At 56.9% G+C, this 17348-nt stretch carries 14 protein-coding genes; 7 read left to right on the top strand and 7 right to left on the bottom strand.

Going from position 1 to position 17348, the window contains the following annotated elements:
* Position 1: 1 nt before the first annotated feature.
* A complete protein-coding gene (locus tag H2Z84_RS13950; protein WP_181836499.1) occupies positions 2-1891 on the bottom strand; it encodes a lytic transglycosylase domain-containing protein in 1890 nt (629 codons plus the stop codon).
* Between the two features lie 391 nt (positions 1892-2282).
* Here H2Z84_RS13950 and H2Z84_RS13945 point away from each other — a divergent pair, with 391 nt between their 5' ends.
* Together H2Z84_RS13945 and H2Z84_RS13940 are read left to right on the top strand one after the other, a co-directional pair.
* Positions 2283-2987, top strand: a complete 705-nt coding sequence (locus H2Z84_RS13945; RefSeq protein ID WP_181836498.1) for a hypothetical protein — start codon at positions 2283-2285, stop codon at positions 2985-2987.
* A gap of 67 nt (positions 2988-3054) precedes the next feature.
* Positions 3055-3879 carry a hypothetical protein gene (locus H2Z84_RS13940; protein WP_181836497.1) on the top strand — a complete coding sequence of 275 codons (825 nt, stop codon included), beginning with the start codon at positions 3055-3057 and terminating at the stop codon, positions 3877-3879.
* A 72-nt stretch (positions 3880-3951) separates the two neighbouring features.
* Here H2Z84_RS13940 and trpE read toward each other — a convergent pair whose 3' ends face one another.
* The 4 genes from trpE to rpe form a co-directional block, all read right to left on the bottom strand.
* Positions 3952-5415: an anthranilate synthase component I gene (trpE, locus tag H2Z84_RS13935; RefSeq protein WP_181836496.1), complete on the bottom strand. Its 1464-nt coding sequence runs from the start codon at positions 5413-5415 to the stop codon at positions 3952-3954.
* Between the two features lie 134 nt (positions 5416-5549).
* On the bottom strand, positions 5550-6218 hold the full coding sequence (locus H2Z84_RS13930; protein WP_181836495.1) for a phosphoglycolate phosphatase: 669 nt from the start codon (positions 6216-6218) through the stop codon (positions 5550-5552).
* Positions 6219-6238: 20 nt separating this feature from the next.
* On the bottom strand, positions 6239-7009 hold the full coding sequence (locus tag H2Z84_RS13925) for an SDR family NAD(P)-dependent oxidoreductase (RefSeq protein ID WP_258869404.1): 771 nt from the start codon (positions 7007-7009) through the stop codon (positions 6239-6241).
* Positions 7009-7689, bottom strand: coding sequence for a ribulose-phosphate 3-epimerase (rpe, locus tag H2Z84_RS13920; protein WP_103523611.1), 681 nt, complete (start codon positions 7687-7689; stop codon positions 7009-7011). The genes H2Z84_RS13925 and rpe overlap by 1 nt, the downstream gene beginning before the upstream one ends.
* 105 nt (positions 7690-7794) lie before the next feature.
* On the opposite strand from rpe, the gene apaG reads away from it, so the two are divergent.
* From apaG to H2Z84_RS13895, 5 genes are all read left to right on the top strand, one after another.
* Positions 7795-8175 carry a Co2+/Mg2+ efflux facilitator ApaG/CorD gene (gene apaG, locus H2Z84_RS13915; protein ID WP_181836494.1) on the top strand — a complete coding sequence of 127 codons (381 nt, stop codon included), beginning with the start codon at positions 7795-7797 and terminating at the stop codon, positions 8173-8175.
* A 99-nt stretch (positions 8176-8274) separates the two neighbouring features.
* Positions 8275-10068 carry an ABCB family ABC transporter ATP-binding protein/permease gene (locus H2Z84_RS13910; RefSeq protein ID WP_181836493.1) on the top strand — a complete coding sequence of 598 codons (1794 nt, stop codon included), beginning with the start codon at positions 8275-8277 and terminating at the stop codon, positions 10066-10068.
* A 395-nt stretch (positions 10069-10463) separates the two neighbouring features.
* Positions 10464-12911 carry an EAL domain-containing protein gene (locus H2Z84_RS13905; protein WP_181836492.1) on the top strand — a complete coding sequence of 816 codons (2448 nt, stop codon included), beginning with the start codon at positions 10464-10466 and terminating at the stop codon, positions 12909-12911.
* A gap of 31 nt (positions 12912-12942) precedes the next feature.
* Positions 12943-13728, top strand: a complete 786-nt coding sequence (locus tag H2Z84_RS13900) for an iron-containing redox enzyme family protein (protein ID WP_181836491.1) — start codon at positions 12943-12945, stop codon at positions 13726-13728.
* A 220-nt stretch (positions 13729-13948) separates the two neighbouring features.
* Positions 13949-15484 carry an aminoacyl-histidine dipeptidase gene (locus H2Z84_RS13895; RefSeq protein WP_181836490.1) on the top strand — a complete coding sequence of 512 codons (1536 nt, stop codon included), beginning with the start codon at positions 13949-13951 and terminating at the stop codon, positions 15482-15484.
* A 67-nt stretch (positions 15485-15551) separates the two neighbouring features.
* Here H2Z84_RS13895 and xerC read toward each other — a convergent pair whose 3' ends face one another.
* Entirely contained in the window at positions 15552-16436 is an 885-nt protein-coding gene (xerC, locus tag H2Z84_RS13890) for a tyrosine recombinase XerC (RefSeq protein WP_439823307.1), read from the bottom strand.
* Complete coding sequence (locus H2Z84_RS13885; RefSeq protein ID WP_103525016.1) at positions 16429-17280, bottom strand: AAA family ATPase; 852 nt, start codon at positions 17278-17280, stop codon at positions 16429-16431. The genes xerC and H2Z84_RS13885 overlap by 8 nt, the downstream gene beginning before the upstream one ends.
* Between the last annotated feature and the right edge of the window lie 68 nt (positions 17281-17348).

The following is a 17348-nucleotide window of genomic DNA, read 5'->3' as shown; positions in this document are numbered from 1 at the left end:
TTCAGCGTGCCGGAATGGTGCCCATGCGGGTCTTCAGCGAAATATTGGCATGGCCAAAGGTACTGGCATAGTAAGCCGCATTAGCCATGACCTTCTGCACATAATCACGGGTTTCGCTGAAGGGAATGGTTTCAGCATAGATGGTCCCGTCCAGCGGGCGACTATCTTGCCAGGTGCGGGCGCGTCCCGGCCCGGCATTGTAGGCTGCGGTGGCCATGACTTCGTTGCCGGACAGGCTGTCACGGACATAGCGCAGATACCAGGTGCCCAGCTGCACATTGGTGTCGATGTCGGTGACCGAATAGCTGCGCAGTCCCATCTTCTTGGCCACCCATTTGGCGGTGGCCGGCATCAGCTGCATCAGGCCGGAGGCACCCACGCCAGAGCGGGCGGCGATGATGAAACGGCTTTCCTGGCGGATCAGGCCATAGACCCAGGCATCGTCCACATCCAGCTGGCGGGCATAGCGCTGGGTGATGTCGCGATAGGGTGTGAGGTAGCGCAGCGAATAATCGTGTTCTTCCTTGGTGCGCTCGGCACTGTAGATGGCCATGTCGTAAAACGCTTCACGGCGGCCGATTTCCGCCGCGGCCAGCAATTCCATGTCATTGCGGCCGCGCATGGCCCAGCGCCACTCGCGCTGGGCATCGCTGCGCAGTTCCGGCTTGCCAACGCTATTGCTGATATCCAGCAAGGCCAGTGCGCGCTGGATGGCCGGATTGGCACGCATGGCGCTGATGTCGGCTGTGCCGGGGCCGGTTTTGTTGGCGGGGGTGGACAGTACATTGCCCAATTCCTCCAGCGACAACAAGGCGTAGTAATGATGGCCAATACTGGCCTTGGCAAACAGCGCCGGTGCTTCGCTGCCGCGTCCCAATTGCTTCAGGCTGCGGGCGCGCCAGTATTGCCAGGCTGGTTTGCCTGCTACTGCGGCAGGCATGGCGCGGGTAATCTGCTCCAGCTGTGCCCATTGTTCGCCACGTAGCGCGGCGCGTGCCCACCATTCCCATTGTTCGCTGGTCAATTGTTGCGGGTCGGCCTTGGCATACCATTGCAGTGCCTGCGCCATCAGTTGCTTGCGCGCCGACAGCAAGGCCAGCTGGCCCCAGGCAAAGCCGCTGCGCTCCTTGCTCAGTGAGCCTTCTGCAGCCAGTAAACGGCTGACGGCGGCATTGCTGTCACTGCGCGCCTTGCTGACTATGCCGTAGGTGATGGCCTCTTGCCCGCCAGGGCTGGCTGCACTGGCATTGGCCGGGTTGTTCAAGGCAGCGTTGTCCAAGGGCAGATTGGTCGCTTCAGCCAGTTGGCGAGCCTGCGTGACAAAATTGCCGGCCAGTAGCAAGCGAACCCGACGCCACAACCAGTCCTGGGTCAGCATGCCTTTGGCCGCGGCCGCGGTAATCAGCTGGTTACAGCCATCCGGGGTGGCGCGCATTTCCAGAAAACGGTTGAGATCATCAGGCTTCTTGCCCTGGCGTAGTTCCTGCAACTGGCCGTAGCAGGTCGATTCTTCATCCCTTGCCTCTTCCGGCAGCTTTTTCCACTCGGCTGAGAAACTGCCCCAGTCTTCGCGCTTACCCAGTTTTTTCAGCCATTCATTACGGATTTTTTCCGGCATCCAGCCTTCGCGCACACTATTGAGAAAGCCCACAACCTGGCCATCGTTGTCGCGGTCCAGCGCTTTGAGGGTCAGCCAGTAGGACGGGTAGTCATGCAGTGCATAGCTGGCGGGCATGGCGCTGGCGATGGCAGTCAGCTTGCTAATATCGTTGCTGCGATAGGCCTCACGGGCGGCAAGCAGGTCTTCGTTATTGCCGGCCTGCGCTGGCAGGGCGGCGGCAAGGGTCAGGGCAAGGCTGAGGGTACGGAGTGTGCTGAGCGAACAGGTCATGTAAACAGATTCTCTTGAGGTCGGCCGTTCCCGGCGGCTGCCCTTGTCAGGCAGTAGGGTGACAGTTCTGTGGGGCGGGAGCGGCAGGCTGATTATACCTGCTTGACGGCCAGCGCAAACAGCAAGCATCTGTCATGAGGGCTGGCGGGAAGTGCCGTGGTCGATGAATCTAAGTAATTTCTTATTATATGGGGCAGAACTGCTTGTTAGATTGGTTGGCCTTGTTTTGCCGACAGGAGTGTGGATGGCATCAGGCGGGTTTGATTGCACAGACAAAAATATAGCCGTGGTAGCTGGCTCCTGAGTGGAATGTGGTGGCTGACTGACCTGGCCTGACAGGTACTGCATTCGTGCACGCCCACGTGATGCTCTTATTGGATTGAGGTGTTTGATGTATAGCTTTGCCGATATCTTTTCTACCATGGGCTACCATCTGCATGTCCTGCTACAGCATTTTCCCTTTGTTCTGATGCATTTTGCTGCACTGATATTGGCTTGGCGCTGTTTGCGGCACAGATATATGCAATGTTGTCAGCAAATTCCATGCATGCGCTGCGCTGAAAGAACTCAACAATATCAGCAATACTTGTTGATGGTGATGGTATTGATTTCATTGTTGCTGTCGCTAGCGCTATTTTATTCCCTGCGTATCACGCTGTATCTTGCCAATGACTATGTCTATATGGCGGGTGTGCTGATTGGTTGGCGGCGCGGATGGCCTGTCATGCTGGTTGCCATACTATGTACTGCATTCAGGGCATTTTTGCTAGGTAATGATTTGATCTGGCTGGCTTATGTCTTGCTGGATGTACTGATTTACTACCTGATTGGCAGTGTATTGCACCGAATGCTTTATGTGGGGCTGGAGGATTTTTCTTGGTACGAGATTCTATTCATCTGCGTCAACAAAATCATGGTGAGCATCATATCGGCAGCTTGCTGGGTACTATTGATGCAGGATTCATGGTTTGCCGGTTTTAATATTCTGTTGTTCCGGCTGATTGCATGGCCACTGGTGTCGTTGCCGGTTATTATTTTCCTGCTACTCATTTTTCGTGGTGATTATCGGCAGTGCCGCACACGGTGCTATCGTTGAGTTGCGTGTGTGGTGATCTGTCGATGAAGGTGATGAAGGATTAATTTTGCAGTGCAGGATGGTTTGAATGTATTCAGTCTGGATTGACTGTCAGGTGATGTATTCTGCTGCGCATAATATATATGTCAATAATATTATTTTGGGGTATTGGATGTATAGTCTGACGGATTTGTTTTCAATGATGAGTTATCATTTGCATATTATTTTGCGAAATTACTTCTTTGTTCTGGCGCATTTTTTTATATTGGTATTGTGCTGGAAGTATTTGCGCGGGCGATATCTGTTGCAGTGTTGGCAATTCTGTGGTGTGAATTTGTCCACCATCCTGGAGTGTTATCAGCAACGGTTGCTGATTTCTATGATATTGGTGTCGCTGGGGCTGTCTTTGATTTTATATTTTCCTTTGCGAGTGATCTTATTTTTGGGTAGCGATTTTGTCTATGTGGCAGGCGTGGCGTTAGGTTGGCGACGTGGTTGGATGGTGATGCTGGTTGGCATGCTAAGTCTTTTGGCAAGAGTTTTATTGCAAGGGGTAGAGTGGCTGTGGGTGCTGTATGTAGTGCTGGATGTGCTCATTTATTATCTGATGGGCAGCATAATCCGTATAGTGCTGCATATGGATGCAGATGTACTTTCCTGGAGTGATATTTTATTTGTCTGTATGAATAAAATTCTGGTGAGCCTGTTTTCTGCAGCCTGCTGGTTATTGTTGATGCAGGACACCTGGTCAAATGGTTTTAGTCTTTTATTGTTCAGGCTAGTGGCATGGCCGTTGATTTCTCTGCCGCTGATTTCCTTGCTGCTGATGTTGCTGAGAGAGGATTATCGGGAGAGTCGCCTGGCCGCTATGCTTGATGACAAGTGTGTGGCCTCATCGGTAAGCGCCAGATAAAACAAGCCCCGCCATCTTGCTGCGGGGCTTGTACATGCCTACGGCTGCTCAGTGCTCTGCTAGTGTTGTTGCTCAGGCATCCAGCCCGGCTTGGGCCAATTCGGCGGCGCGAATCACCGCGCGGGCCTTGTTCTGGGTTTCCTGCCATTCCGATTCGGGGACCGAGTCGGCCACGATGCCAGCACCCGATTGCACATAGAGCATCTTGTTCTTGACCACGGCAGTGCGGATGGCGATGGCCAGGTCCATGTCACCATTAAAGCCCAGGTAGCCCACGGCGCCGCCATAGACGCCGCGCTTGGTGGGTTCGAACTCATCGATGATTTCCATGGCCCGCACTTTCGGTGCACCAGACAAGGTGCCGGCCGGGAAGGTGGCCTTGAGGATGTCGATATTGGAGACATCCGGCTTGACGCTGCCTTCCACGCTGGAAACGATGTGCATCACATGCGAGTAACGTTCAATCACCATATTGTCGGTGATGTTGACGCTGCCGGTATTGGCGACGCGGCCGATGTCGTTGCGGCCAAGGTCCATCAGCATCACGTGTTCAGCGATTTCTTTGGGATCAGCCAGCAACTCTTCCGCCAGTGCCTCGTCTTCCTCGCGATTCTTGCCGCGCACACGGGTGCCGGCGATCGGGCGTACGGTGACCGTTTCCTGTTCGCGCCGTACCAGGATTTCCGGCGAGGAACCGACAACATGGAAGTCGTCGAAGTGGTAGAAGAACATATAAGGTGAGGGGTTCAGGCTGCGCAGGGCACGATACAGCGACAGCGGTGAATCGCTGTAGGGCATCTGCATGCGCTGCGACAGGACGACCTGCATGATGTCGCCGTCCACGATGTACTGCTTGCATTGTGCGACAGCCTGCTTGAATTCTTCCTGGCCATACTCGGACACCGCCTTGCTGGGTTGGGAGGGCAGCGACAGCGGAATATCCATCGGTTCGCGCAGGCGGGCGCGCAGCTGGCCAAGTCGGCTTTCCGCTTTGGCCAGCGCATTGGGTACGGCGGGGTCGGCGTAGACAATCAGATAAAGCTTGCCCGACAGATTGTCGACCACGGCCAGTTCTTCCGACACCATCAGCAGGATGTCCGGGGTGCCAATGGCATCAGGCTTGCGGGTGGCCGCCAGGCGCTTTTCCACATAGCGGATGGTGTCGTAGCCGAAATAGCCAACCAGGCCGCCGGTAAAGCGCGGCAGGCCTTCTACCGGTGGGGCGCTGAAACGCTGCTGGAAGGCTTCGATAAAAGCCAGTGGGTCGCCTTCGAACTGTTCGATCACCTTGTCGCCGTACTCGACCTGTACCTTGTTGGCATTGACGCGCAGGCGCGTGGTGGCAGGCAGGCCGATGAAGGAGTAGCGGCCAAAACGCTCGCCGCCTACGACGGACTCCAGCAGGTAGGAATAGGGCTGGTTGGCCAGTTTGAGGTAAACCGACAAGGGGGTGTCCAGGTCGGCAAACAGTTCCAGCGTAACCGGAATACGGTTGTAACCAGCTGCGGCCAGCTGGTCGAATGTGTCGTGCGTCATGAATGAGCTACCTTGAAACCGGATGGAAAGCGAAAGAAGTAAACAGGGTGTGGCTTAGCGTTGCCATCGCCAACTGGCCGGTGCGGGCAGGATAGTCATGATGCAGATGCAATCCGTATTGAATGTTGTAGTGGTCAGTTATTTTTCATCAAATCGTACAGTTCGGCAAGATTGCCGATGAGCAGATCGGCCTGCAGCGTGCTGGCATCCGCATAGCCATAGCTGACGGCGATGGCGGCAGCACCGGCAGCGCGAGCGGAGAGGATGTCGTTTTCGGAGTCGCCCACCATGGCCAGTTCGCTGGTCTTGATACCCAGTACATCGCAGACATGCTGCAGCGGCAGAGCCGAGGGTTTTTTCTCGGCCAGGGTGTCGCCTCCGATCACCAGGCTGAAGGCATCGCGCAGCTCCAGTTGCTGCAGCAGCGGCACGGCCAGGTATTCCGATTTGTTGGTAACCACCACCAGTGGCAGTTGCAAGGCGCGCAGTAGGCCCAGACCATCGCGTACACCGGGGTAGACGCTGGTGTTGTCGCTCAGGTGCTCGTGGTAGTAGCGCACGAAAAAGCTGAAGCCTTGTTCCCACAGTGCGGCTTCGGCCACGCCGTGGCGCTCATCGGTAATGGCTCGGTGTACCAGGCTGGCAATGCCGTCGCCGACGTGCTCTTGAATGCGCATCTCGGCCAAGGCCGGCAGGCCCAGATGCTGGCGCATGGCATTGGCCGCGGCGGCCAGATCGGGAATGGAGTCAACCAGGGTGCCGTCCAGATCGAAGGCAACGGCTTTGATGTGTTTCAGATTCATACGATATCAGGGCTAGGGTGTCAGTTCTGGGCTTGATCCGGCAAATGGCGGATGTCGAGTACGGGTTGATGGCCAAAGTCTGCGCTGAGCAGATGATCGGCCAACTGGCGGGCGGCCTGTTGTGGTGTGCTGAGGCCGCCTTCGCGCTTGAGGGCATCGAACCGTCCCTTGTTGGGGAACTGGGCCGGGTCGCTGTCGCGGATATGCGCCTGCATGTCGGTGTCCACCACGCCGGGGTAAATGGCGGCAATCAGCGCCGGGTTGGCGCAGGCTTGCTGCTCTTCCGCCACATGGCGGCAGAAGTGATCAAGCCCGGCCTTGCTGCTGCCGTAGACGCCCCAGCCGGGGTAGGCTTTTACCGCTGCACCCGATGAGATGCACATAATGCGTAGCTGACAGTCCAGCTCGTCGCTCAGTCGCAGCAGGGCATCGGTCAGCAGCATGGGCGCCGTCAGATTGATGGCGATGGCCTGCGTCAACTCGGCTGTCGGGTAGAAGCCAGCACTGGCGATGGGCATGACCACGCCAGCATTGTTGATCAGCAGCAATTGCCGGACGGCTTGCATGGGCAGCAATTGCAAAGCCTCGGCCAGCAGGCCGTGCAGGGCGGGGCTGTCGGCCATGTCGGCGCGCAGGTAATGCAGCTGTTGCGGATATTGCCGAGCCAGCAAGCGAAACGCCTCGCTATGCTGTCTGGCCAGCCCCACCACCACAAAGCCGCGCTGCAGTAGCTCGGCACATAGTGCCAGACCCAGTCCGCGCGAGGCACCGGTGACGATGGCCGCTTGCATCAGGCTACCTTCGCCAGTTCGGCACGCATGGCGGCAATCACCGCCTGATAGTCAGGCTGGCCGTAAATGGCCGAGCCGGCAACAAAGGTGTCGGCCCCGGCAGCAGCGACGGCGGCAATATTGTCGACCTTGATGCCACCATCGACTTCCAGCCAGATCTCGCCGCCATGCTTGGCGGTATACTCATCGATACGCTGGCGGGCGGCGCGCACTTTTTCCAGCGCATGCGGAATGAAGGATTGGCCGCCAAAGCCCGGATTCACCGACATGATCAGCACCATGTCGATCTTGTCCATGACATGATCAAGGTAAGACAGCGAAGTGCCGGGATTGAATACCAGGCCAGCCTTGCAACCGGATTCCTTGATCAGGCCCAGGGTGCGGTCGATATGTTCGGATGCTTCCGGGTGGAAGGTGATGATGTCGGCGCCGGCCTTGGCAAACATCGGCACCAGGCTGTCCACCGGCTTCACCATCAGGTGCACGTCGATGGGGGCTTGTGTATGCGGGCGGATGGCTTCACATACCAAAGGGCCAACCGTCAGGTTCGGCACATAGTGATTGTCCATGACATCGAAGTGAATGATGTCGGCTCCGGCGGCGATGACATCGCGCACCTCCTGGCCCAGACAGGCGAAATCGGCGGAAAGGAGGCTGGGGGCAATACGGAAGTCGCGCATGGTCTACCTTGTAAACACGGATGGGGTCATGAAATGGCGTTTATTCTACCGCGCCCAAGGCCAAAGGCGGGATAAAATGCAGTACAACAGCACAAGGAAAATACCATGCCAGAGAAAAGCTACCAGATAGAGGTGGAGGCCGAGCCGCATTACATCGCGGAGCAATCCAACGTGGCCACCGATATCTATGTGTTCGCTTATCGCATCCGCCTGACCAATACCGGCAGCGAGCCCGCGCAACTGGTCAGCCGCCACTGGATCATTGTTGATGCCAACAATCAGGAGCAGGAAGTACGTGGCATGGGTGTAGTGGGGGAGCAACCGCGGCTGGAGCCGGGCCAGTCCTTCGAATACAGCAGTGCCACGCACCTGAAAACGCCGTATGGTTCAATGCGTGGCAGCTATCAGATGCTGGCCGATGACGGTAAACGCTTCGATGTCACCATCCCCGAAATGACGCTGGTGGCGCCGCGCGTACTGCACTGATGCCTTAGTGATTGGCTCAGATACTTTCCAGAGCCGCCGGTCGGTGGCTTTGCTCATTTTCAGTGCCGGCCTTGGCCGGCATCCCGACAGGTAGTTTCCATGCGCTTCACCCATAGTGGTCCGGCTCCGGGCAACCGCAACGATTTGCAAACTCTCAAGACGCTGCTGCCCTATCTGTGGGCTTTCAAGGGCCGGGTAGTGCTGGCGCTGAGCTGCATGATTTTGGCCAAGGTGGCGGCAGTCACGGTGCCGCTCTACCTGAAGGATATCGTCGATCAACTATCCGTGCCGGCCACCCTGCTAGCGGTGCCGGTAATGGCACTGGTGGGTTATGGTCTGGCCAGGCTCATTTCCAGTGTGCTGGGCGAGCTGCGCGATGCGGTATTTGCCCGGGTCATCCAGGGCGCGGTGCGCAGTGTGGCGCGTGGTGTATTCCAGCACTTGTTCCGCCTGTCGCTGCGTTTTCATCTGGAGCGGCAGACCGGCGGCATGAGCCGGGATATCGAACGCGGCACCAAGGGCATCGGTTTTCTGCTCAATTTCATGGTGTTCAACATCCTGCCGACATTGCTGGAAATCGGCATGGTGTCGGTCATTCTGTTCAGTCGTTATGCTTGGCCGTTTGCTGCAGTTACGCTGGGCACCATTGCCATCTACATCGTGTTCACCCTGGTGGTGACCGAATGGCGCACGGTATTCCGCCGCAGCATGAACGATCTGGATTCAAAAGCTAATGCCAAGGCTATCGATGCGCTGATCAATTACGAAACCGTCAAGTACTTCAATAATGAAGGCTATGAAGAGGCGCGCTATGACCGCAATCTGGCAGCCTGGGAAGCCTCCGCCATCAAGAACCAGGTGTCGCTGTCCATGCTCAATGCCGGTCAGGGCATCATCATTGCCAGCGGCGTCACCCTGATCATGGTGCTGGCGGCGCGTGGCGTGGTGAACCACGCCATGACGGTTGGTGATGTGGTGCTGGTGGCTACCTTCATTACCCAGTTGTATGCGCCGCTCAATTTTCTGGGCTTTGTTTATCGCGAGATCAAGCACTCGCTGGCGGATATCGAGCGCATGTTCGGCCTGCTTTCCACCAATAAGGAAGTGGATGATGCGGTGGGGGCGCAACTGCTGGATACGCGCGAGGCCAGCATCCGATTTGCCGGTGTGGAGTTCGGCTATGACAGCAAGCGTACCATTCTGCATGGCCTGAATTTCGAGATTCCCGCTGGCAGTTCGCTGGCAGTGGTAGGTGCCAGTGGTGCTGGCAAATCCACTCTGTCACGCCTGCTATTCCGTTTTTATGATGTTGGTCGCGGCAGCATCAGCATCAATGGTACGGATATTCGCCAACTGCGCCAGGACAGCCTGCGTGCCCATATCGGTATCGTGCCGCAGGATACTGTGCTGTTTAACGACAGCATCTATTACAACATTGCCTATGGCCGCCCGGATGCCAGCCGTGACGAAGTGATGGAGGCCGCGCGTTCAGCGCATATTCACGATTTCGTCATGAGCCTGCCCGATGGTTACGATACTCAGGTGGGTGAGCGTGGGCTGAAACTATCCGGTGGCGAAAAGCAAAGAGTGGCCATTGCACGCACCATTCTGAAAAATCCGCCCATCCTGATCTTTGACGAGGCCACCAGCGCGCTGGATTCACGAACCGAAAAAGCCATCCAGCAAGAACTGGCTGCCATCTCGGCCAATCGCACCACGCTGATCATTGCCCACCGTTTGTCCACCATTGTCGATGCCGATCAGATCATCGTGATGGAAAACGGGCGGGTGCTGGAGCGTGGCAATCACCGCGAGCTGGTGGAGCATGGTGGGCGTTATGCAGAAATGTGGCATTTGCAACAGGAACAGCAGGCTGGTGCATTGGCTACTTAGATCACAGCCCGCTGCTTGCTAAGTGAAAAGCTGCTTCGGCAGCTTTTTTCATTGTGTATGGGGAAAACATAACTGTTACAAGTACTTGCGTAAAATAGGGCTATATCTATTAAATGGCTATGTCAGATGCAAACTGCCCAATATTGACAGTATGTTTAATTGACATTTAAATATTAGTAATAAATGTAATGAATGATCGATAAGTCCCGCGGCCTGTGGTTGACAGTCCGCATGTACAGTCAGGCCGGCATCCATCCGCTTGCCTTCGGTACTGGCGGCGGTGTGGCAGGCAGTGACAGCTAGCGGCGAAGGCATATTCCGGTATGCTATCTGTGGTAAGAATGATCCGGTGTGGATGATAATTCCATAAATGAGCAATGCAGCAGCGGGGGGCAATGACTGCAATGAGTGCGTACGGCAGCCGCAGGCTGATACGGGTTGTCTGGCCCTTTGTCGCTATTGTGGGCGCCTTGTTGCTGATCAGTGCCTTCAGCTTCAATGCCTTGTCCACCATCCGTGCCTACGTGGGCGGGGAAGGTCTGTGGTCGAAGGCGCAAAAAGATGCCATCTATTATCTGACGCGCTATGCGGGCAGTCGCTCGGAACAGGATTTTCAGGCGTACAAGGCGGCTATTGCCATCCAACTGGGGGATAGGCAGGCACGACTGGCGCTGGATCGTCCGCAGCCGGATCTACAACAAGCCAGAGCCGGGCTGCTGCAGGGCGGTAACCACCCCGACGATATTGCCAACGTCATCAATGCTTTTCTGTGGTTTCGTCATGTCAGCTACCTGAGTCAGGCCATCCATTACTGGGAGATCGGTGACAGTTATATCGTCGAGATTTCCGGCATTGCCGAAAGGCTGCACGATGGCTTTACCCGCAGCTATATCGGCGAAGACGAGTTGATGGTCCTTAGCCGCCGCGTTTCCGATATCAACGAAGAGCTGAAAGCGCCAGCGCGCTCTTTTTCTGAAGTGCTGGGAGAGGGGTCGCGGTTTGCCACCACTTTGTTGTGGTGGGTCAACCTGATGGCCGGGGCCGGTTTGTTGCTGCTGACTGTGCGGCAAGTGCAGGTTTTGCTGCGGCAGTCCGCGCGCTTTGAGGCTGAGTTGCATGCCGAAAAGGAAAGGGCGGAAACCACGCTTAATTCGATTGGCGATGCCGTGGTGACGATCGACCTGTCCGGCAAGCTGCGTTACCTGAATGCCGTAGCACACCATCTGGTAGGTGGTGCCGGCAAAGGCGCTATTGGGCGTTACTTCGAGGATGTGTTCTCGATGATCGACCTTTCCGGCAGTGGCATGGACCTGATTACCACCAGCCAGCTGCGGGCAAAATGTGAAAGCAAGCAAACTTACCCCAGCTTGCGTTTGCAGGGGCTGGATGGCAGTAGCCACATGATTTCACTGGTGGTGGCCCCCATTCACAATTCACTGGGACAGGTGGACGGCTTGGTATTGGCCTTGCACGACAAGTCGATTGAGCAGCAGTACATCAATCATTTGTCCTGGCAGGCGGCGCATGATGCGCTTACCGGCCTGTATAACCGCCGGGAATTTGAGCAGCGCGTCACACGGGCACTGAGCCGACTGATGGTGACGGAAACTTCGCATGCCTTGCTGTTTGTCGATCTGGATCAGTTCAAGTTGGTCAACGATACCAATGGTCATGCGGCAGGCGACGAGTTGTTGCGCCAGGTGTGTCGAGTACTGCAGGAGCAACTGGGCTTGTCCGATGTGCTGGCCCGGTTGGGGGGCGATGAGTTTGGGGTCTTGCTGGAAGATTGCCGGGTTGACGAGGCGCTGGACAAGGCCGACCGCTTGCGGCGCGCTGTGCAGCAGTCCAGCTTCCAGTGGGAAGGCATTCCCTTCTCCATCAGTGCCAGCATCGGCATGGTTTTCCTTGGTGAGGCCGGTGCCACGCTGGCCGAGGCGCTGCAAGCTGCAGATATCGCTTGTTACATGGCCAAGGAAAAGGGCCGCAATCGCATTCAGCTTTATAGCTCGAAAGATACCGAACTGGCGGTGCGTTCGGTAGAAATGGCCTGGGTACAGCGTCTGCGCACTGCCATGGAGCAAGAGCGTTTCTGTCTGTACAGTCAGGAAATCGTACCACTGCGGCCTGCCGCCAAGGGCGCGGGGCGGCATGTCGAAGTGCTGCTGAGGCTGCGCGATGAAAACGGCAACATCATTTTGCCGGCCTCTTTCATTCCTGCCGCCGAGCGCTTTGGCTTGATGCCGGATATCGACCGCATCGTGGTGCGGCAGACCTTCGAAACCTTGTGGAATATGCGTTCGCTGGGGGATAGGTCGATTGATGTCTGCGCAGTGAATCTGTCGGGTGCCACCCTGTGTGACGATCATTTCCTCGATTTTATTCGGCGGCAGTTTGTCAGCTATGACATCCCGGCCGGGATGATCTGCTTTGAAATCACCGAAACCAGTGCCATTTCCAATCTGCAGCAGGCCACCCGTTTTATCAGCGAGCTGAAAGGTTTGGGCTGTCACTTCTCATTGGATGATTTTGGTGCAGGCATGTCGTCATTTGCCTATCTGAAGCATCTGCAGGTGGACTACCTCAAGATTGATGGCAGCTTTGTCAAAGACATGGTGGACGACTCGGTGGACCGGGCCATGGTGGAGATGATCAACCATATCGGCCATGTGACTGGCAAGAAAACCATCGCCGAATTCGTCAGTGCGCCAGAGATTCTGGCAGCGTTGCAAAGTATTGGAGTGGATTACGCTCAGGGGTATTTCATTGGCGAGCCCGCTCCGTTCATCCCTCCCTTGCATGGCAGGCCGCAGTCGGTTTTGTACCGCCTGCCCGGTGGGGAGTGATACAGGCCCACAATTGAGAAAGAGGTCCAGAATGAAAGACCAGCATCAATTTGTCAGAACCGGTCCCTTGATGGAGGTTGCCAGCTACCCGGAATGGACGCAGGAAATGGTGCATGACTGCGATCGTTTCAAAAGCGAGGTGGTCGAACACGACTTGTTCACCCAGATGAAGGAAGCGCGCCTGGAGCATTCCATACACAAGGCCTTCCTGTCCGGCGGCTGGCCGGTCATCGACCAGTTTCCCCAGTACATGGCGATGAATTTGCTGAAAATTCGCTATGGCCAAGGTGAAGGGCAGGATATGGCCCGGCGTTACCTGATCCGCAATATTCGTGTCGAGCAGAATCATGCCGACCACTGGGTTAACTGGGCGACCGAATCCGGTGTGGATATCCAGTCCATGCTGCACAACCAGCATGCACTGGAAACGCTGGCGCTGAGTCAGTGGTGCTGGCAGGTGTGTGACCGTGAATCACTGGCAGTAGCCATGGCGGCTACCAATTACGCCATTGAAGGCGCGACGGGCGAGTGGTCGGCCCGGGTTTGCTCGGAAGATCGCTATGCCAATCTGTTTGACGAAGAAGTGCGCGCCAAGGCTATGAAGTGGCTGAAGCTGCATGCCAAGTATGACGATGCTCATCCGTGGGAAGCGCTGGAAATCATCGTTACCCTGGTCGGGCTGCAACCCAGCCAGGAAACCATCACCAAGCTGCGCAATGCCATCTGCAAGAGTCATCAATTCATGCGCTTGCTGCTCGATCATTACATGCGGCCGGCCACGCTGCTTGGTGGACGACAGCAATTGGCACTAGCCTGACCCTTGCTTCTGTCATGGCCCGTACTCCGCTTGTCGGGGTGCGGGCCATTTTGCTGTCGTCGCGCGGCGTTGTTGAGCGACGAACGTCCTGTTTTCCCTGATTCACCCTGCACCGGCCGTGCCACTGTCCTGGTTTGTCATTTGTCGATGCGTGGCTGCATTGCAGCATGACCCCGCATCGCAGGCGTGATAAAGTCGATTGTGTACAAAACAGGGCTGTATGCAACAGTCTCTGCCACGTTTCATCGATGATGGCGAAGTAATATGCCCATCAGCACGTCAAGACAAAGGATACATTGTGGTCAATATCGCCGAACTCCAGCCTCAGGCAGTCTGGGAGCATTTTCAGACCCTGTGCGAGATTCCCCGTCCCTCCAAGCATGAACAACAACTGCGTGACTACCTCAAGGGCTGGGCTGAGCTGCGTGGCCTGCAGACCGTTGTGGATGCAGCAGGCAACCTGATTGTGCGCAAGCCGGCTACCCCGGGTTACGAGAACCGGGTGGGCGTGGTACTGCAAGGGCATCTGGATATGGTGTGCCAGGCGAATGCCGGCACCGAACATGATTTTTTCAAGGATCCGGTACGGCCTATCCTGCAGGATGGCTGGCTGGTGGCGGAAAACACCACGCTGGGCGCGGATAATGGCATCGGCGTCGCCATGGGGCTGGCCGTGTTGGCTAATGAGGATATTCCGCATGGCCCGGTTGAAGTGCTGATGACGCTGGATGAAGAGGCAGGCATGGGCGGGGCGCTTGGCCTGGAAGCTGGCCTGCTGCAAGGCAGCATGATGATCAATATTGATACCGAGGAGTGGGGTGAGTTCTATATGGGCTGCGCCGGCGGTGTTGATGTCAATGTTACCCGCGATTATCAGACTACCGAGCTGCCTGCCGCTTACGCAGTGAGCGCGCTGTCGGTGCGAGGGCTGAAGGGTGGTCATTCTGGTGCTGACATTCATCTGGGGCGTGGTAACGCCAACAAGATTCTGGTTCGCTTGTTGCGTGAGTTGCAGGCAGAGACCGATTTGCGTCTGATCAGTTTCAGCGGCGGTACCGCCCGTAATGCACTGGCCCGTGAGGCGCAGGCTGTCGTGGCTTATCCGCAGCAGGATGCCGCCAAAGTGGCCGCCAGGCTGGATGCCTTCCAGGCCTTGCTGCGTTTCGAGCTGGCCGGTGTGGATGAGGGCGTCACCATGGAGTTGGCAGCAGCCTCGGCTAGCCAGGTGCTGGCCATCGAGGATCAGCAAGCCATTCTGGCTGCGCTGCATGCTGCCCCGCATGGGGTGAAGCGCATGAGCCAGCGGGTGAGTGGCGTGGTGGAAACCTCGAATAATCTGGGCGTGGTGCGGGTGGAGGGGGGCAAGGTATTTGCCAACCTGATGGTGCGTTCGCTACTGGATTCCGGTACCTGGATGCTGGCGCGCGAAGTGGAAAGCCTGTTTGGGCTGGCCGGCTTTGCTGTTGAGATGGAAGGCGGCTATCCGGGCTGGGCGCCCAATCCTCAGTCGCCGTTGCTGGCACTGTTTCAGCAGGTATATGAGCGAGAGTTTGCTGCCAAGTCTGGCGTGCAGGTGATTCATGCCGGGTTGGAGTGCGGCATTATCGGCTCCAAGTATCCTGACATGGACATGGTTTCCTTTGGCCCGACCATTCGTGGTGCACATGCGCCGGGCGAACGGGTCGAGGTGGAGTCGGTGGGCAAGGCCTGGCAATTACTCAAGGCCGTGCTGGCGGCGATGCCCGAGCGTCGCTGAGCCGTAGTGCTGTAAAGAAAAAGCTCCGTTTCACGGAGCTTTTTCTTTATCCATACCGCGCTGGTGTTCAGTCTTTCTTTTTGGCGCGCGGGTGGGCTGCATCATAGACCTTGGCCAGGTGCTGGAAATCCAGTGCCGTGTAGATCTGGGTGGTTGACAGGTTGGCATGTCCCAGCAGTTCCTGTACCGCCCGCAAATCGCCGGAGGACTGCAGGATGTGGCTGGCAAAAGAGTGGCGCAGCATGTGCGGGTGAACGTGGCGGTCCATGCCAGTGCGAATCGACCACTCTGCCAGGCGCTTTTGTACTTGGCGGCCACCTAGTCGTTGCCCATGGCGTCCGACAAACACCGCCACACAGTCTGGGCTGCTTTGACGCTCTGCCAGCCATTGCTTCAGGTAGTCCAGTGCCGTGCGTCCGATGGGTAGCAGGCGTATCTTGTTGCCCTTGCCGCGTACCCGCATCAGTTGCTCGGTGAGGTCCAGATCTGGCAAGTCCAGATTGACCGCCTCGGACAGGCGCAGTCCAGAAGAGTACATCAATTCGAATAGCGCCCGATCGCGCAGGCTGAGGCTGTCGTCTGGTTCGATATGCTCCAGCAGAGCAGCCGTGCCATCGACTGGCAGTGCTTTGGGCAGGGGTTTGTCCTGGCGGGGCGCACGCAGGCCCAGGCAGGGATTGCCACTGATCAGCTGTCGCTGCAGCAGCCAGTCGTAAAACTGGCGCCAGGATGACAACTTGCGCGCCAGGCTGCGGCTACCCAGGCCACGAGCGTGCAGGGTGGCCATGGCCTTGCGGATGTCGTCGGCTTTGACCTGTAGACAGTTCCGTTCGCCAAGCAGTGGCTGCAGGCTGTGCAGATCGCGCAAATAAGCATCCAGCGTATGCGGGCTTTTCCCTTGCAGTCGCAGTTGATCGGCAAAGCCCTGTAGCAGCGGGAGGATGTCAGCCACGGCGCAGCTTGGTCATTTGTGCCAGGCGTTCAAACAGTGACAAATCCTGCTCGTTTTTCAGCAAGGCTCCGGCTAGTGGCGGCAGGCTGGCATTGCCATGCCGGCTGGCCAGCTCTTCGCTGCTGATATTCTCGCTGCCCAGCAGTTTCAGCCAGTCCAGTAATTCCGACGTGGTGGGCTTCTTTTTCAGGCCGGGCAGCTCGCGGATGGAAAAGAACACTTCCATGGCCTGGCGGATCAATTGCTGCTGCAGCCCCGGATAGTGCACGTCGATGATGGCCTGCATGGTTTCGTGGTCCGGGAAGCGGATGTAATGGAAGAAGCAGCGCCGTAAAAAGGCATCGGGCAGCTCTTTTTCATTATTCGAGGTAATGATGATGATGGGGCGTTGTCTGGCGCGGACGAATTGCTGGGTTTCATGGACGAAGAACTCCATCTGGTCCAGTTCGCGCAGCAGATCATTGGGAAATTCGATATCAGCCTTGTCGATCTCGTCGATCAGCAGCACGGGTGCCGTATCCGCTTCAAAAGCCTGCCACAGCTGGCCCTTGATGATGTAGTTGCTGATGTCTTGCACCTTGGCGTCGCCCAGCTGCGAATCGCGCAGGCGGGATACCGCATCGTACTCATAGAGGCCGTGTTGGGCCTTGGTGGTGGATTTGATCGGCCAGACAATCAGCTTGCGGCCAAGGCTGGCAGCAATTTCTTCTGCCAGCATGGTTTTGCCGGTGCCCGGCTCCCCCTTGACCAGTAGCGGGCGTTGCAGGGTGATGGCGGCATTCACGGCCATCATCAGGTCATCGGTGGCAATGTAGTGTTCGCTGCCGCTAAAACGTGTGCTCATGTGGGTTGGCTCGGTTGTGATGGCAACACAAAGCCGCCAGGGTGTGCCGGGCGGCTTTCATTTGGCAG

The organism is Aquitalea aquatica, from assembly GCF_013911085.1.
GTDB classification, from domain to species: domain Bacteria; phylum Pseudomonadota; class Gammaproteobacteria; order Burkholderiales; family Chromobacteriaceae; genus Aquitalea; species Aquitalea aquatica.
Note: the sequence above shows the minus strand (reverse complement) of the source record. Positions and strands in the feature narration are given on the sequence as shown.

What these genes read in the sequence shown, in the direction of transcription:
- H2Z84_RS13950 (WP_181836499.1), bottom strand. Translation starts at nt 1,891, where the DNA reads ATGACCTGTTCGCTCAGCACACTCCGTACCCTCAGCCTTGCCCTGACC.
- H2Z84_RS13945 (WP_181836498.1), top strand. Translation starts at nt 2,283, where the DNA reads ATGTATAGCTTTGCCGATATCTTTTCTACCATGGGCTACCATCTGCAT.
- H2Z84_RS13940 (WP_181836497.1), top strand. Translation starts at nt 3,055, where the DNA reads ATGTATTCAGTCTGGATTGACTGTCAGGTGATGTATTCTGCTGCGCAT.
- trpE (WP_181836496.1), bottom strand. Translation starts at nt 5,415, where the DNA reads ATGACGCACGACACATTCGACCAGCTGGCCGCAGCTGGTTACAACCGT.
- H2Z84_RS13930 (WP_181836495.1), bottom strand. Translation starts at nt 6,218, where the DNA reads ATGAATCTGAAACACATCAAAGCCGTTGCCTTCGATCTGGACGGCACC.
- H2Z84_RS13925 (WP_258869404.1), bottom strand. Translation starts at nt 7,009, where the DNA reads ATGCAAGCGGCCATCGTCACCGGTGCCTCGCGCGGACTGGGTCTGGCA.
- rpe (WP_103523611.1), bottom strand. Translation starts at nt 7,689, where the DNA reads ATGCGCGACTTCCGTATTGCCCCCAGCCTCCTTTCCGCCGATTTCGCC.
- apaG (WP_181836494.1), top strand. Translation starts at nt 7,795, where the DNA reads ATGCCAGAGAAAAGCTACCAGATAGAGGTGGAGGCCGAGCCGCATTAC.
- H2Z84_RS13910 (WP_181836493.1), top strand. Translation starts at nt 8,275, where the DNA reads ATGCGCTTCACCCATAGTGGTCCGGCTCCGGGCAACCGCAACGATTTG.
- H2Z84_RS13905 (WP_181836492.1), top strand. Translation starts at nt 10,464, where the DNA reads ATGACTGCAATGAGTGCGTACGGCAGCCGCAGGCTGATACGGGTTGTC.
- H2Z84_RS13900 (WP_181836491.1), top strand. Translation starts at nt 12,943, where the DNA reads ATGAAAGACCAGCATCAATTTGTCAGAACCGGTCCCTTGATGGAGGTT.
- H2Z84_RS13895 (WP_181836490.1), top strand. Translation starts at nt 13,949, where the DNA reads ATGCAACAGTCTCTGCCACGTTTCATCGATGATGGCGAAGTAATATGC.
- H2Z84_RS13885 (WP_103525016.1), bottom strand. Translation starts at nt 17,280, where the DNA reads ATGAGCACACGTTTTAGCGGCAGCGAACACTACATTGCCACCGATGAC.